12 protein-coding genes are annotated in these 14,296 nt (G+C 53.9%); 6 read left to right on the top strand and 6 right to left on the bottom strand.

What is annotated here, in order from left to right; translation table 11 throughout:
* Positions 1-10 precede the first annotated feature (10 nt).
* The 3 genes from ACXYMU_RS08100 to sdaAB are packed head-to-tail and all read right to left on the bottom strand — an operon-like array spanning position 11 to position 3,563.
* Positions 11-1,390 carry an efflux RND transporter periplasmic adaptor subunit gene (locus ACXYMU_RS08100; protein WP_458985862.1) on the bottom strand — a complete coding sequence of 460 codons (1,380 nt, stop codon included), beginning with the start codon at positions 1,388-1,390 and terminating at the stop codon, positions 11-13.
* A 4-nt stretch (positions 1,391-1,394) separates the two neighbouring features.
* Positions 1,395-2,873, bottom strand: a complete 1,479-nt coding sequence (locus ACXYMU_RS08095; protein ID WP_458985861.1) for a TolC family protein — start codon at positions 2,871-2,873, stop codon at positions 1,395-1,397.
* Positions 2,874-2,885: 12 nt separating this feature from the next.
* Positions 2,886-3,563, bottom strand: coding sequence for an L-serine ammonia-lyase, iron-sulfur-dependent subunit beta (gene sdaAB / locus ACXYMU_RS08090; RefSeq protein ID WP_458985860.1), 678 nt, complete (start codon positions 3,561-3,563; stop codon positions 2,886-2,888).
* 301 nt (positions 3,564-3,864) lie between these two features.
* Between sdaAB and ACXYMU_RS08085 the strand changes: the two genes are divergently transcribed.
* The 3 genes from ACXYMU_RS08085 (at position 3,865) to ACXYMU_RS08075 (ending at position 7,067) form a co-directional block, all read left to right on the top strand.
* Positions 3,865-4,833, top strand: coding sequence for a tryptophan 2,3-dioxygenase family protein (locus ACXYMU_RS08085; RefSeq protein ID WP_458985859.1), 969 nt, complete (start codon positions 3,865-3,867; stop codon positions 4,831-4,833).
* A gap of 160 nt (positions 4,834-4,993) precedes the next feature.
* Positions 4,994-6,577, top strand: coding sequence for an NAD(P)/FAD-dependent oxidoreductase (locus ACXYMU_RS08080; protein WP_458985858.1), 1,584 nt, complete (start codon positions 4,994-4,996; stop codon positions 6,575-6,577).
* A 127-nt stretch (positions 6,578-6,704) separates the two neighbouring features.
* Positions 6,705-7,067, top strand: coding sequence for a CoA-binding protein (locus tag ACXYMU_RS08075; protein WP_458985857.1), 363 nt, complete (start codon positions 6,705-6,707; stop codon positions 7,065-7,067).
* Positions 7,068-7,265: 198 nt separating this feature from the next.
* Here the strand turns inward: ACXYMU_RS08075 and ACXYMU_RS08070 are convergent, their stop codons facing one another.
* The 3 genes from ACXYMU_RS08070 to ACXYMU_RS08060 all read right to left on the bottom strand — a co-directional run bounded on the left by ACXYMU_RS08070 (position 7,266) and on the right by ACXYMU_RS08060 (position 11,620).
* Positions 7,266-8,117, bottom strand: coding sequence for an SDR family NAD(P)-dependent oxidoreductase (locus ACXYMU_RS08070; protein ID WP_458985856.1), 852 nt, complete (start codon positions 8,115-8,117; stop codon positions 7,266-7,268).
* Between the two features lie 129 nt (positions 8,118-8,246).
* Positions 8,247-10,763, bottom strand: coding sequence for an ABC transporter permease (locus ACXYMU_RS08065; protein WP_458985909.1), 2,517 nt, complete (start codon positions 10,761-10,763; stop codon positions 8,247-8,249).
* 146 nt (positions 10,764-10,909) lie between these two features.
* Positions 10,910-11,620 carry an ABC transporter ATP-binding protein gene (locus ACXYMU_RS08060; RefSeq protein WP_458985855.1) on the bottom strand — a complete coding sequence of 237 codons (711 nt, stop codon included), beginning with the start codon at positions 11,618-11,620 and terminating at the stop codon, positions 10,910-10,912.
* A gap of 159 nt (positions 11,621-11,779) precedes the next feature.
* On the opposite strand from ACXYMU_RS08060, the gene ACXYMU_RS08055 reads away from it, so the two are divergent.
* The 3 genes from ACXYMU_RS08055 (at position 11,780) to ACXYMU_RS08045 (ending at position 14,286) form a co-directional block, all read left to right on the top strand.
* Entirely contained in the window at positions 11,780-12,484 is a 705-nt protein-coding gene (locus ACXYMU_RS08055; RefSeq protein WP_458985854.1) for an arylesterase, read from the top strand.
* A 365-nt stretch (positions 12,485-12,849) separates the two neighbouring features.
* On the top strand, positions 12,850-13,383 hold the full coding sequence (locus ACXYMU_RS08050; RefSeq protein ID WP_458985853.1) for an RNA polymerase sigma factor: 534 nt from the start codon (positions 12,850-12,852) through the stop codon (positions 13,381-13,383).
* Between the two features lie 15 nt (positions 13,384-13,398).
* Complete coding sequence (locus ACXYMU_RS08045; protein ID WP_458985852.1) at positions 13,399-14,286, top strand: hypothetical protein; 888 nt, start codon at positions 13,399-13,401, stop codon at positions 14,284-14,286.
* The last annotated feature ends 10 nt before the right edge of the window (positions 14,287-14,296 follow it).

Genomic DNA, 14,296 nt, shown 5'->3' with positions numbered 1-14,296 from the left:
TTACTTTAATCTATTCTGCCGCAATGGCTTCTTTGTTTAGCGAGGCCTCATCCTTTACGGCTACCTTGGCTCCGTCTTTCAGCGTCTGGCTTACCGCCCGGAAAGGACCAGCCACTACTTTCTGTCCTGACTTCAGCCCGCTGATGATCTCGATATTCTCAAAATCGCTGATGCCGGTTTTTACTTTCACGACTTCTACCGTGTTTGTTGCGCTGTTGTACACAAATACCACTTCTTCCACCGTTGCAGTAGGTGCGCCGGCCGGCTGCGGTGCCTGCTCCTCTTGTGGCTCTTCCTCCTTCTCGTCATCCCCGGCCATGTTGGCGGCACCCGGCGAGCGCGTGGTTACGGCCGACAAAGGTACGGATAAAACATTAGGTTTGCGCTCGGTGATGATGTCCACAGAAGCCGTCATGCCCGGTCGGAAAGGGCGGCTGGAGTTGTCAGCCAAGTGGCTGTACGAGTCGTTGATCAGGCGGATGCGCACTTCGAATTCCGTAACGGCTTCGAGGGTGGTGGCATCTTTCGCGGTGTTGGCAATAGCCGTGACCACGCCTTTAAACTTCTCGTCGCGGCTGGCATAGGAGTCCACCTCCACTTCCACCGAATCGCCCAGGGCTACCCGGATGATGTCGTTCTCGTTCACGTTCACGCGCACCTCCATGTTGTTTAGGTTGGCGATCCGCATGATCTCGGTGCCCGCCATCTGCGACGTTCCCACCACGCGCTCGCCCTGCTCCACGTTCAGTTTAGACACTGTGCCGCTAACGGGTGCGTAAATGGTGGTTTTGTTCAGGTTCTCGCGCGCGTCTTTTAACGATGCCTGCGCATTCTGCACGTTAAAGCTGGAGGCCCTCACGCTCTGCCGCAAAGACTCTACTTCCTGCCGCGTGGCCTCGTAATTGGATTTGATCTGCTGCCACTCCAGTTGCGAAATAACTTTTTTCTCGAAAAGGGGCTTGTTGCGCTCGTAGTTCTGCGCTACCTGGTTAAAGCTGGCCTCAGACTGCGCCAGCCTGGCCCTTGCTTGCGCCAGGTTGGCGCGCTGCGTGTTCACCGCAGCCTGCTGGGCATCCACCATCGACTGGTAGTTATCCGGGCGGATGCGCAATAGCAGCTGGCCTTTCACCACGGAGTCTCCCTCTTCCACGTGTAGTTCTATGATCTCTCCCGACACGTCAGGGCTGATCTTGATTTCTGTCTCAGGTTGAATCTTGCCGGAGGCGCTTACTTTCTCCACGATCGTTGCTTGCTTGGCCTCTGCCAGCACTACCTCGGTGCCTTCTTCCTTGCCTATCCAGCCTGCTTTCTTGGCCACAAGAATCCCGACGAGCACCAGTACCAGCACCCCGATCAATATAGGAATCAGTTTAGATTTTTTCTTCGTCATAGTTTTAGAGCGATATGTCTTTTCCTTGATAAAAGTCCAGCACCTTTAGCTTGAAGGTATATTCATACTTGGCCTGGAGTAAGTTGGACTGGGCAGAGCGGTAGGTGTTTGCCACGATATTAAACTCCGAGGTGTTGATCACCCCCGCATTGAGCCGGAGTTCGGCATTCTCATAGTTTTTTTCAGCGGCACGCAGCTGCTCTTTCGCCGCCATGTACCGACGCTGGGCCGCCACCGCATCCACATAAGCCTGCTCAATGGTTTGGCGGAGGTTGTTACGGGCCAGTTCGGCATTTACGCGGGCATTCTGCTGCCGTATTTTAGCGCGCTGCACATTCGAGCGGGCCTGAAGCCCGTTAAAGATCGGCACCTGCAGCGAGAGTCCAACCTGCTTGTATATGTTGTCTTGCAGCTGGTCCAGGAAGTGATAGTCGGTATAAACCGGCATTTCGAAGGCGCTGGGGACATATACGACTATGGGATCCGTGCCGTCAGCGTTGTTGAACCCTAATTCCCGGCGCTGCAGCCCATTGTCAATCAGTTCGCGGCCAACCAAAAACTGGTTGGTGCTGGAGTAACGCGTGCTGATACCGGCATTTAAAGAAAGGCGCGGGGAATAACTCCCTTGGGCCACATCGATCGCCTTCTCTGCACTCATGAGCCGCAGGTCTGCCGCCTTGATACTTGGGAGCGTTTGCGCAGCCACGTCGAACACCTGGTCACTGTTGATGAGGGCAGGCGCTTCGTCGGGTTCCGGTATGTTGGGCACTTCCACCACAAAAGGCGCAGAGGCAGGCAGATTAAGCAACTGCATCAGCGAAAGGCGGGAAATGTCGCGCTGGTTCTGTGCGTTGATCAGTTCCAGGTCATCGGCCGCCAACTGCGACTCCAGGTCCAGCACGGAGTTTTGGGCCACGCTGCCAGCCTCAAACAAAATGCGCGTGCGCTCCAGTTGCTCCTGCGTCAGGGTACGGGTCATCTCTGAGATCTTGATCAGCTCGCCCGCGAAAAGAATGTTGAGGTAAGACGTGATGATCTGGAGGGTGATATCGTTTTGGGCCGAGAGGACATCCTGCTGGCTGGCCTGCAGTTCCAACTCAGTCTGCTTGATCAGGTTAAGCTGCTGGAATCCCATGAAAAGGGGCACAGAGGCACTGACCTGGTAATTTCCGGTTTTTGCCTCCTGCGTAATCAGCTGAAATGTAACAGGGTCCTGGAAAGAACCGGTGTTATAGGTATAGCTTCCGCCGGCGTTCAGGCTGGGCAAACGGCTCATGCGCTGCTCCCGCAAGTCTACCCGGTTGAGGCGCTGGGCATTCTGCGACTGCTGCACCTGCAGGTTATGCTCGCGCGCATAGCGCACGGCTTCCTCCAGTGTCCATACCACATCGCCGCTGCTGTCTTGCTGCTGCGCCATGGCCCCGGTAGCACCGGCACAGGACAGCATCAGCAGCAACAGGAGTTTCTTGGATGCTTTATTCATAGGTTTCTTTTATCAAAGGTCGATATTCGGGATGTATACTACGTTGCGCACCCAGCTCAGCTGCCGGAGATACTCCAGCGTGATGGGTTTGATGCCGGAGTCCATTTCGATGAACTGCCGCGCCCGTTCGTTTCGGCCCTTCCGCGACACGTTCATGGTGGCAATGTTGCACTCGTCATGCGCCAGCACCGAGGCGATAAAGGCAATGCTGCCCTTCACGTCGTTGGCGTCGATGATGAGGGTATGCAGGGTGGCGGAGAAGCTGGCTGAGAAACCGTCTACTTCCACTATGCTGATCACACCGCCGCCCCGGCTCTGGCCTACCACTTCCACCTCATGGTCACCGGCTTTTAAATTCAGCCGGATGGTGTTGGGGTGCATGGTCGAGGCGTTTCCGATTGATCGGAAGGTATAGCTGAGCCCCCGCTCCCTGGCATGGTCAAAAGCGTCTTTGATGCGCTTGTCGTCTGTTTTAAAGTCCAGCAGGCCGGCCACGATGGCGCGGTCGCTGCCGTGCCCTTCGTAAGTGCGGGCAAAGGAGTTGTAAAAGGTGATGATGGCCTCTTCGGGCGGAGCTCCTAAAATACGGATGGCGGCCCGGGCAATACGCACCACGCCCGCGGTATGCGAACTGGACGGTCCGATCATCACCGGACCTATCATATCAAAAACGCTGCTTTTCTCAGCCATTGGCGTAGCATGGGTAAAATATCGCGAAAATCAAATTTACCAATAATCCGGCAGACTTACCTGTTGTGGCCCATAAATAGCCCTGAATTATACCAAACCCCTGTTTCTTTCTACGAATGCTAAAGCCGAACCCACTAAAAACAGCAGGCATCTGTAAATTGCTATGTATGGAAACAGCTATAAAAGGGCTTCTGTCAGGCCGCAAAAAAAGGCATTTTTTGAATGCGGATTGGCTGCTGAAGCCTAGATTTGCTTTATTTGTGCTTTGTTTCGATCACCTCGCACCTAAAACCGGCTGAAAATGGAGCATAAGTTTGACCCTGAAGTGCTGGAGCAGCTAAAGCGGCTGGAAGAAAAGTATGTGCCGCTCGGCCAGAACCTGGCTGCCTACCTCGAAGGGCTCTACCATACCGATTTCCTCAATTACTGGGATTACATCCACCTTGATACGCTCCTGAGCCTTCAGAACCCGAGGACCAACATCCCGGATGAGAAGATCTTTATCATGTACCACCAGATCACGGAACTGTATTTTAAGCTGTGCCTGGAGGAGTACCGCCAGTTAGGGGAAGCGCAGGAGATGAGTGCCGACTTGTTTTTGCGCCGCATCAACCGCATCAACCGCTATTTTGACAACCTCATCAATTCGTTTGAAGTGATGGTGGAAGGCATGGACCCAAAGCAGTTTTTGCAATTCCGGATGGCGCTGATGCCTGCCAGTGGCTTTCAGTCGGTGCAATACCGCATGATCGAGATCGCCTCGACAGACCTCCGCAACCTGGCCGATAAAGCGAAGCGCGCCGCCTTGGGCTTGGAGAGCACCCACGAGGAGCTGATGGGGTGTATTTATTGGCGCGAGGGTGCCACGGAGATCGCCTCGGGGGCCAAGACCCTGACGTTGCTGCAGTTTGAGGAAAAGTATACCGCCCAACTGCTGCACTTTGCAAAAGACTACCAGCACAAAAACGCCTGGGCAGTGTATAAGCGCTTGCCCGACGCAGACCAGCAACGCCCAGACCTGAAAGAAGCCCTGCGGATGCTGGATAGCCACGTGAACGTGGACTGGCCGTTGATGCACTATAAATCGGCGGTGCGCTACCTGCAGAAGGACCCGGAAGTGCTGGCAGCCACTGGCGGCACCAACTGGCAGAAATACCTGCCGCCACGCTTCCAGAAGCGCATTTTCTACCCTTCGCTCTGGACAGACCAGGAAATTGACGAGTGGGGCAAAGGCTGGGTCAATAAAGTGCTCCGCGATTTAAATGATTAGTTTCTGCAGCACAAGCATATCTGCGCAACACTAGTGTCCGCTCCTGCGAACTTCAGCCGGGGAAATTGTGTTGTGTGGCGACAGTGCGAGAAAATACCCGCCTGTGGATTAAATTAAATAGAATTTTTACGGTTTAAGGCTAACTCCCTTACCCTTGGTTATGAGAAAGAAAGAACTAGAACTGGTGTTGGCACCAGAGGTTGCCTTTGATGCGCAACAGTTAGAGCACGAAATCCTGAAGAGTGCAAACGTAAAGCCTGACGATGTAAAATTCCTGCATCGCATCAAGCGTTCTGTTGATGCCCGTGGCCGGGAGCCGCTGGTGCGCGTGAAAGCAGACGTATACCTGGATACTCCACCCGCGCATATTCTCACACCCGATTATACCTATCCTGACGTCAGCAACGCCAAGCGCATCATTATTGTGGGGGCTGGACCAGCAGGCCTGTTTGCCGCACTGCGTTGCATAGAGCTAGGGTTGAAGCCGGTTGTGCTGGAGCGTGGGAAAGATGTGCGGAGCCGCCGCCGCGACCTCGCTGCCATCAACAAGGAGCATACCGTTCACCCGGACTCGAACTACTGTTTTGGAGAAGGCGGGGCCGGCACTTACTCGGATGGGAAGCTTTACACCCGCTCAAAGAAGCGGGGGGATTTGCAGCGCATCCTCCAGATACTGGTAGAGCATGGCGCCACGCCGGATATTCTGTTCGATGCCCACCCACACATCGGCACGAACAAGTTGCCGAAAATTATCGAAGCAATCCGGGAAAGCATTCGGGCAGCGGGCGGCGAGGTGATTTTTGAGCAGCGCGTAACGGATTTTATACTGGAGAACGGCGAAATGCGCGGGGCCATCACGCGAGACGGCAAAGCGCATACCGGCGAGGGCTTGATCCTGGCCACCGGCCACAGTGCCCGCGACATCTTTGAGCTGCTGCACGAGAAAAACATCACGATCGAGCCGAAGCCATTTGCTATGGGCGTGCGTGTGGAGCACCAGCAAAGCCTGATCGACAGTATCCAGTACAAGTGCGAGGCCCGCGGGCCATACCTGCCTGCCTCCTCCTATGCGCTGGTACACCAGACGCACTACCAGAACAGGCAGCGCGGCATTTTCTCTTTCTGCATGTGCCCCGGCGGCTTTATTGTGCCATCGGCCACGGCGCCTGGCGAGGTGGTGGTAAATGGCATGTCGCCGAGCCGCCGCGACTCGCGCTTTTCCAACTCCGGTATTGTGGTGGCCGTGGAGCTTGAGGATATGGATATAGCGCAACATGGCCCGTTGGCCGGACTGCGGATGCAGCAGGAACTGGAACAGAAAACCTGTCAGCTGGCAGGCGGCACCCAGGCGGCTCCTGCACAGTTGCTGAAGGATTTCACCAACAAGAAACTGAGTGACACGCTGCTTGAAACTTCCTATCAGCCTGGCCTGGTGTCGGTGGATATGAATACGCTTTTCTCGGATGAGATGGCCTACCGCCTGCGGGAGGGCTTCAAGGCTTTTGGGGCGAAAATGCGCGGCTACCTCACAAACGAGGCGCAGATTGTAGGCGTGGAGAGCCGTACCTCCTCCCCTGTCCGGATCCCGCGGGACCGCGAGACGCTGGAGCACGTGCAAGTAAAGCGCTTTTTCCCGTGCGGCGAAGGGGCCGGGTACGCAGGCGGCATCGTGTCGGCGGCGATGGACGGCGAACGCTGCGCCGAAATGGCCGCGTCGAAAGCCGGCGTACGTATACAGGACTAAGCAAATAGTGTTCTCTCACTTAGTACCGGCTGTTTTAGCGTGAGGCGCTATCAGCGCCCTTCAAACTATTTTAAATAAGCAGGAGTACAAGGAATGGTATTTCATGTTGAACTGAAGAATTTTATATATGAAGAAGACAGTTGTATTAGGCGCTACCGATAACCCCACACGCTATGCTTACAGAGCCGTGCAAAGGCTGCAGCAGCATGGGCACGAGGTGGTGCCGGTAGGTATAAAAAATGCATCGGTGGGCGGCAAAAAAATCATCACGGATCAATCGGAGGTGATCGAGGACGTGGACACGGTAACGCTTTATGTAGGGCCACAGAATCAGCCTTCCTGGTATGATTACATCATCAACCTGAAACCCAAACGCATCATCTTTAACCCGGGTACCGAAAACCGCGAACTGGAGCAATTGGCTACTGATGCCAACATCGAGACGCTGCACCACTGTACCCTGGTCATGCTGGCATCGGACAGCTATTAATTTTTTTTATACGCGACCAAACTTAGGGTTTGTCCTTGCGTATAATCCATTATAAAGCAGATGGCATTAGTTGTCTATGCTAATCAAGAAGGGACCTCTAAAAAGGGTCCCTTCTTTCTTTTAGAGCACTATTGAAACAGCCCGCGCATACTTTCAGATAAAGTATGCGCGGGCTGTTTATGCTATCATTCACTTGATTTAGTACTGCTGTTCGGACGGTGCTTCCTCCGGCTCTTCCTCTTCCATCAGGTGGCGCATGGTGGCTGCCAGTGTACTGTCTGGCAGGATGCCTGAAGTGGTAGCCTGGAGCTTGTTCATCATTCCGGACACAACGCGCATTTCTCCTTTCATCAGGGCTTTATACCCATCTTTAGCCACTTGCTCAGGTTCTGAGAGTGTGCCATTAGCAGCACGGGTATGCGATGCGTCTGCCCTTCTGAAGAACATGGTGTTGCTCGCACCGGGGCATAAAGCGGTAACGGTGATATTGGTGGATTGCAGTTCATTAGACAGCGCTTCGGAGAAAGAAAGCATAAATGCCTTCGTCGCCCCGTAAATTGCCATTAGCGGCGAAGGCATAAACGATACGAGCGAAGCCAGGTTAAGGATTTTGCCCTCGTTGCGCTCTCTCATGTGTTTCAGGAAAAGCTTGGTAAGCGTAACCGGGGTGTTGATGTTGAGCTGAATGATCGCCTGCTCACGTTCGAGGTCGGTTTCGTAAAAATACCCGTGCGCCCCGGCTCCGGCATTGTTCACCAGCACATCCACTGTAATACCGCTTTTCTTCACCTCCTCATACACTTCCTTGGCGGCATCAGGCAGTGTCAGGTCGGCGGTGATCACGCATACATACTCCAACCGATGCTCGTCCTGCAGGCTGTGTCCTAACTTCCGGAGGCGGTCGGTGCTGCGCGCCACTAAAATCAGGTTATACCCATCCTGGGCGAAGAGTTTCGCGAACTCCATTCCAAAGCCATTGGAAGCTCCGGTAATCAGAACGGTTTTGCCTTTATTTTCTTCTCTGTTGTTTTCTTCTCTCATTGTTCTCATAGGTTAAGTAGTAGGTAAGGACAGCTTTTGCCACTGTCCCTATTCTTTTACAAGCTTACCAGAGTTTTGGTTACTCAGTAACTTTCCCCTTACCAGGGTTTGAGAACTTATGAGAACAAGGCAAGTGGGCTAGCTTTCACGGCGAAGCACCTCTAACGGCGGATTGTTGAGGATGCTGCGGCTGTTGAGCATGCCGATAACGACCGTGAGGGCAGTGATACCCAGGAAGACCGGAAGCAGCGGCCAAAGATCAGGCACAAACACCACCTCGAAGCTGAACACTGCCAGTGCCCAACTCGCGGCCACGGCCAGGATCATTCCAGTGCCCGACGCCAAGGCGCCCAGGAGCAGATACTCATACGCATTGATCTGTAAGATCTGCTTGCGGCTGGCACCCAAGGTACGGAGGAGCACGCTTTCCTGCACCCGCTGAAACTTGCTGACGTTCACGGAGCCGATGAGTACCAGCAGCCCGGTGATGATGCTAAAAAGGGCCATGAACTGTATCACAAAGGAAATCTTGCCCAGAATATCATCCAGGGTTTGCAGTATCAGGTTCAGGTCGATGGCGGACACATTGGGAAACTGCCGCACCATGGCTTGCTGGAAACTGGCCGATTGGGCATCGTTTTGCGTGCGCGTCATAAGCACATGAAACTGGGGCGCATCCTCCAGCACTCCCTTCGGGAAAAGAACCAGGAAATTGCTCTGTACCCTGTTCCATTCCACTTCACGCAGGTGCGCGACCACCGTAGGCACCAGGGCGCCCTGTACGTTGAAGATCAGGGTATCCCCCAATGCTACTTTCAGCCGTTCCGCATACCGGTCCTCCAAAGAAATCGGTATGGCGCCGTCGGCAAGAGCGGCCGTGCCTTTCCAGGTCCCTGCCACACCTTCTTCAGAGTCGATCAGGGTGTCTCGGTACGTGACGCGATACTCCCTGGTAAAACTCCAGTCAGGTATACCCAGCGTCGTGTCCTTCCTGACATCGGCTGCCGTGAGCCCATTCATTTCCTCTAGCCGCATGGTCACCACGGGCACCAGTTGCAAGACCGGTAAGCCTTGCTGCTGCGTCATTTTGGCCACTTCGTCCCGCTGGGAGTTCTGGATGTCGAACAGCACCAGGTTGGGCTGGTTCTCGCTTCCCGCAATCGCCACCTCACTCAACAGCAGTCGTTGCATCAGGAACAAGGTAGCGATAAGCGTAGCGCCCAGGCCGATAGAGACTGTCAGGAGCAAGGTCTGGTTGTTAGGCCGGTACAGGTTAGCAAGGCTCTGACGCCAGACATACCCCCAGTTAGTCGGGAAGAACTTCCGGACGAGCCGCATCATCAGGTGCGCAATAAAGGCTAGCACCACAAAGCCAGCCAACACACCGCCAGTAAACGAAAGCGCCCGCAACCAGGTGCCCAGCTGCATGTAGGCAAACAGGAAAATGAACGTGAGAATCAATCCGTACACTACCCAGCGCAGCTTGTCAGGTTGTTTGGACACATGCTCTATACCCGCCCGCAGGGTAATCAACGGCGATATGTTGCGGATGCTGAGGAGTGGCAGCAGGGCAAACAGCACCGACACAATCAGGCCAATGCCTATGCCTTGCAAAATCGCCAGCCACGACACAGCCACGGTTACCTCCACTGGCAAGAAGCTTTGGAAGAGTTGCGGCAGGTATAACTGAATCAGGCTACCGAGGATGGCCCCGATGATGGAACCCAGTAAACCCATCGCCGCCACCTGGAAAAGGTAAATCAGGAAAGCCTGTGTGCCGCTTACCCCCAGGCAGCGCAAGATGCCGATGGTGGTGAGTTTCTCGCGGATGTAGACATGCACCGCACTGGCCACACCCACACAGCCCAGCAGCAGCGCTACAAAACCCACCAAGGCCAGAAATCGGGCAAGGTTCGCATATGCCTCCCCGGTGCTTTCCTTGCGGCTCTGCACCGTGTCGAACCCAAAGCCGGCTTCCTCAAACCGCGGCTCCAGCTTCTCAACCAGCTTGTCGGCATCCGTGGCGGCGGGTAATTTATAGTAATGGTAATAGCTGATCCGGCTTCCCTTTTGCAGCAAACCTGTTTCTTCGAGGTATTGACGGGGTATATAAACGGCGGGCGCAATGGTAGCCGTCATGGCTGACTGACCGGGTATTTTATTCAGCGCCCCGACTATCTCAAAGGTTAGTTTCCCTATTTTAATGGAGTCTCCCGGCTGGGTATTGTACTGCAGCAGCAGCGTGTTGTCGACTAAGGCTTTCCGTCCGCCGGCACGGAAGGTGGCGCTGGCGGCCTGGGGTTCGGACTCGATCTCGCCGTAATACGGGAAACCGCCCTGCTCCAGGGCCCGCACCTGCACCAGCCGGGTCCCCTGCGAAGCCTTAAACACCACCATCGACGCAAACCGCACTTCATCCGACCTTTCGCCACCTACAGCAAGGGAATCCAGCAGTTTCTGCATGGGCGGCTCAATCTCCTTGTTGCTCGCCACCACCAGGTCAGCCCCGATCAGCGACTTAGCCTGGTTGTTGATATCAGCCTTCAGGTTGTCGGAGAAAGAGTTGATTGCCACCAAGGCAGCTATACCCAGCACAATGGACGACAAGAAAAGCGCCAGCCTTCCGCGGTTGCGACGGCTGTCGCGCCAGGCCATTTTCAGGAGCCAGTTTACATCAAGCTTTGCTTGGGGTATAAAGTCGGGTGTAGGTTCAGACACAGCGATGGGCTAGGTTAAAAGAATACGAATGAAGTGGATGTTACTAGTGTAGGGGTGTATGGCCATTGGTGCGCTTCAGCACTTTACAGGCCCTCTGCGCGATCCACGGGGTGCGGTGCGCCGGTATCCGCGACCAGAGTGCCGCCTTTGATGCGGATGATGCGCTGTGTCTTTTCGGCTAGTTCCAGGTCATGCGTTACAAGCACTAGCGTGGTGCCGGACGCACGGTTCAGGTCAAAAAGCAACTGCTCTACTTTTTCGCCTGTTTCCTCGTCCAGGTTACCGGTAGGCTCATCTGCAAACAAAATAGAAGGCCGGTTTGAGAAAGCACGGGCCAGCGAAACGCGCTGCTGCTCCCCACCCGACAATTGCGTTGGGTAATGGTCAAACCTGTCAGCCAGCCCTACCCGCTCCAGTAACTCCATGGCTTGTCGCTGCACGTTCCGCTCCCCACGCAGCTCCAAAGGCACCATCACGTTCTCCAGGGCCGTCAGCGTCGGGATCAGCTGGAAATTCTGGAAAATAAAGCCCACGTACTGATTGCGCACCTGTGCCCGCGCGTCTTCAGAGAGATGGTCAAGCTTCACGCCATTTAAGGTCACAGAACCGGAACTGGCCCGGTCGAGCCCGGCACAAAGCCCGAGCAAGGTGGTTTTGCCTGAGCCGGAAGGCCCCACAATGGAGCAGGTATCGCCTGCCTGCAACGAAAAGCTGATGTCCTGCAGCACCGTTAACTGTCGGTCGCCGCTGTTGTAGGTTTTTTGTAAATCCTGTATATCGAGAATAATTGACACGCTGAGAAGTTTCTATATTTGTCCTGAGAAAACGGGTAGCTAGTACAAACCCGTGCAATACCGTTAAACCAAATAACTCATACACCACGTTAATAGTTTTTGAGTTATCCCTATAAATTTAGCAAACAGAGCCAGATTAGAATGACAAACCATAAATTAATGCTGATTATTTTGGCCCTCGCACTGACCGTGGGTGGATGCGGCGAAGTGGAGCAGGCCAAGGACATTGCCAGCCAGGAGGTGACCGATGATCAGAAAGAGAACAATGCCCAGGCTGCAGAAGAAAGAGTCAAGACGATTCTTTTCTTCGGGAACAGCCTGACAGCAGGGTATGGATTAGAGCCTGAGCAGGCTTTTCCGGCACTTATACAGGAGCGCATCGACTCGCTGGACCTGCCTTATAAAGTGATAAACGCCGGGGTGAGCGGCGAGACCACAGCAGGCGGAAAAGGCCGGATTGATTGGCTACTGAAGCAGCCCATTGATGTGTTTGTGCTTGAACTCGGGGCCAACGATGGCTTGCGGGGCATCAAAACGGAGGAGACTTACAGCAACCTGAAGACGATCATCCAGAAAGTGCGCCGCAAAAACCCTGATGTGCAGGTAGTGCTTGCCGGAATGCAGATTCCGCCGAGTATGGGACAGCAGTATACCCAGCAGTTTAAAGAAGTCTATACCCGCCTGGCCCAGGAAGAGCAGGTGGACCTTATCCCGTTTTTGCTGGAAGGAGTGGCGGGCAACCCGGAACTGAACCAGGGTGATGGCATCCACCCCACGGTAGAAGGCCAGAAAATTCTGACTGACAATGTTTGGGCGGTGCTGGACCCAATTTTGACGGCGCATAACCCGGCTGCAGAAAATTAATACAACCTTCCGTACTTGCTGCCGTTAGATAGAATGGCTAAAAGTTGAAAATAAAAAGAGCACAGATTCCATGAACGGAGTTTGTGCTCTTTTTTTGTGCCCCTGGGTAAACGAAAAAATGTTAGTTGCCAGAGCAACAGCATTTTATGTCGCATTTCTATGCCCTGCTGCGCTTAAACAAAATAATCGCTATTTTTACCTGGGTTATCCCTTGCCGACAAATAAGATGGGTTGGCAGGACGCATACCAAAATTTATTTTCTCCTCCAGGCAACCCATGCCTGTATACCGTGCATCTATAACACACAGCGCGAAAGCGACCCTGTTAACATTAACATCCCCGTATCTGACAAATTTGTACGCAGCGTGACCGAAGCAGAACTGATTACCGGATGCCAAAAGGCAGACAGCAAGGCGCAGAAGCTGCTTTACGAGCGGTTTGCCGGCCCCATGTACGGGGTATGCCTTCGGTACCTGAAAAACGAGATGGACGCAGAGGAGGCTTTGCTGAACGGGTTCATGAAGATCTACCAGCATGTTGGCAGGTTCGAGGGAAAAGGCAGCTTTGAGGGTTGGGTACGGCGCATCATGGTAAATGAGGCGCTGGGGTTTTTGCGAAAAAAGGAGCCGATGCACTTCTCCGTGGATGATGCCTTTTTACAGATCCCCGGTGGAGGAACTGCCGATCAGGAATTATCTGAGAACGAGCTGCTGAATCTGCTAAAGACCTTGCCCGCTGGTTACCGTGCTGTTTTTAACCTGTATGCCATTGAGGGTTACAGCCATAAGGAGATAGCGGAGATGATGCACATTACCGAAGGCACCTCGAAGTCGCAGTTAAGCAAGGCCCGGACCATGTTGCAGCGCCGGCTAAGCGGACAGGAAGTTATAGATGCATAAAATGTGAAGATGAATATGAGACCAGAAGATATAGATAAGTTATTCAAGGAGCGCCTGGGCAACACATCCCCCACACCTCCTGCGGACCTATGGAACAAGCTGCAGGAAAAAATGCAGGCGCCCGCGCCGGATGAGGGAGCAAAGCTACTGCCATTCCAGCCTGCCCAGGGAGATCACCGAAAAACCACCTGGCTATATTCCTCTTTGGCAGCAGCCGTATCGCTGGTGCTTTCTGTGGGCATTGTGTTCTATAACCTTCAGACGGGCACACCGGAATTGAACGAAGCGCTAACCAAACAGAACCCTGCACTGGAACTGGAAGAAAAGCCCACTCCTGCCAGCCCTGAAACAATAACTTCACCTGCTACAGAAGAGGCATTACTAGCAGAGACCGAAAAAGAATCTGAAAATAAGTCTGACCTGCAGGCAACCGTAGCGCCCGTTACTCCATCTAAAGAAACAAAGGCACCGACCGAGGCATTGGCAGCAGTAAAGCAGAAGCCAACACCGACACAGCCTAAGGCACGCAAAGGGGCTTTGGCGATACATACCCAACCGGCTGCTCTGGCCTCAACTGTTTCAGGCAAACAAAACCTGAAGCCTGAGCCGAGGCCTGCAGCGACAGCTACCGCAGTGGCTAAAGCCGATGTAAGCCTGAGCGCGGCCCCGGTTGAGATCACCATCATCCGGTCAGCGGCACCGGGGGAAAACGCGCAGGAAGTTGCCGTGGCGAGTGCGGAACCAGGCAATAAGCGCCAACTGGCAAAAAACATATTCAAGCAGGTGCGCAACCTGGCTACCGGCCAGGAGGTAGAGCTCTCCGAAATAGGTATAAAAGCCGATAAAGTGGCTTTAAATACGCAAATAGGCAATAAGAATTACTCAAAAGTTATCAACCTCTAATACCTCTAAA

This window comes from Pontibacter sp. CAU 1760 (assembly GCF_054482735.1).
This window is presented reverse-complemented; position numbering and strand designations above follow the sequence as displayed.

Excerpts from the sequence above, each read along its gene's own strand:
- ACXYMU_RS08100 (WP_458985862.1), bottom strand. The coding sequence starts at position 1,390 with ATGACGAAGAAAAAATCTAAACTGATTCCTATATTGATCGGGGTGCTG.
- ACXYMU_RS08095 (WP_458985861.1), bottom strand. The coding sequence starts at position 2,873 with ATGAATAAAGCATCCAAGAAACTCCTGTTGCTGCTGATGCTGTCCTGT.
- ACXYMU_RS08070 (WP_458985856.1), bottom strand. The coding sequence starts at position 8,117 with ATGAGAACAATGAGAGAAGAAAACAACAGAGAAGAAAATAAAGGCAAA.
- ACXYMU_RS08075 (WP_458985857.1), top strand. The coding sequence starts at position 6,705 with ATGAAGAAGACAGTTGTATTAGGCGCTACCGATAACCCCACACGCTAT.
- sdaAB (WP_458985860.1), bottom strand. The coding sequence starts at position 3,563 with ATGGCTGAGAAAAGCAGCGTTTTTGATATGATAGGTCCGGTGATGATC.
- ACXYMU_RS08065 (WP_458985909.1), bottom strand. The coding sequence starts at position 10,763 with ATGGCCTGGCGCGACAGCCGTCGCAACCGCGGAAGGCTGGCGCTTTTC.
- ACXYMU_RS08080 (WP_458985858.1), top strand. The coding sequence starts at position 4,994 with ATGAGAAAGAAAGAACTAGAACTGGTGTTGGCACCAGAGGTTGCCTTT.
- ACXYMU_RS08055 (WP_458985854.1), top strand. The coding sequence starts at position 11,780 with ATGCTGATTATTTTGGCCCTCGCACTGACCGTGGGTGGATGCGGCGAA.
- ACXYMU_RS08085 (WP_458985859.1), top strand. The coding sequence starts at position 3,865 with ATGGAGCATAAGTTTGACCCTGAAGTGCTGGAGCAGCTAAAGCGGCTG.
- ACXYMU_RS08045 (WP_458985852.1), top strand. The coding sequence starts at position 13,399 with ATGAGACCAGAAGATATAGATAAGTTATTCAAGGAGCGCCTGGGCAAC.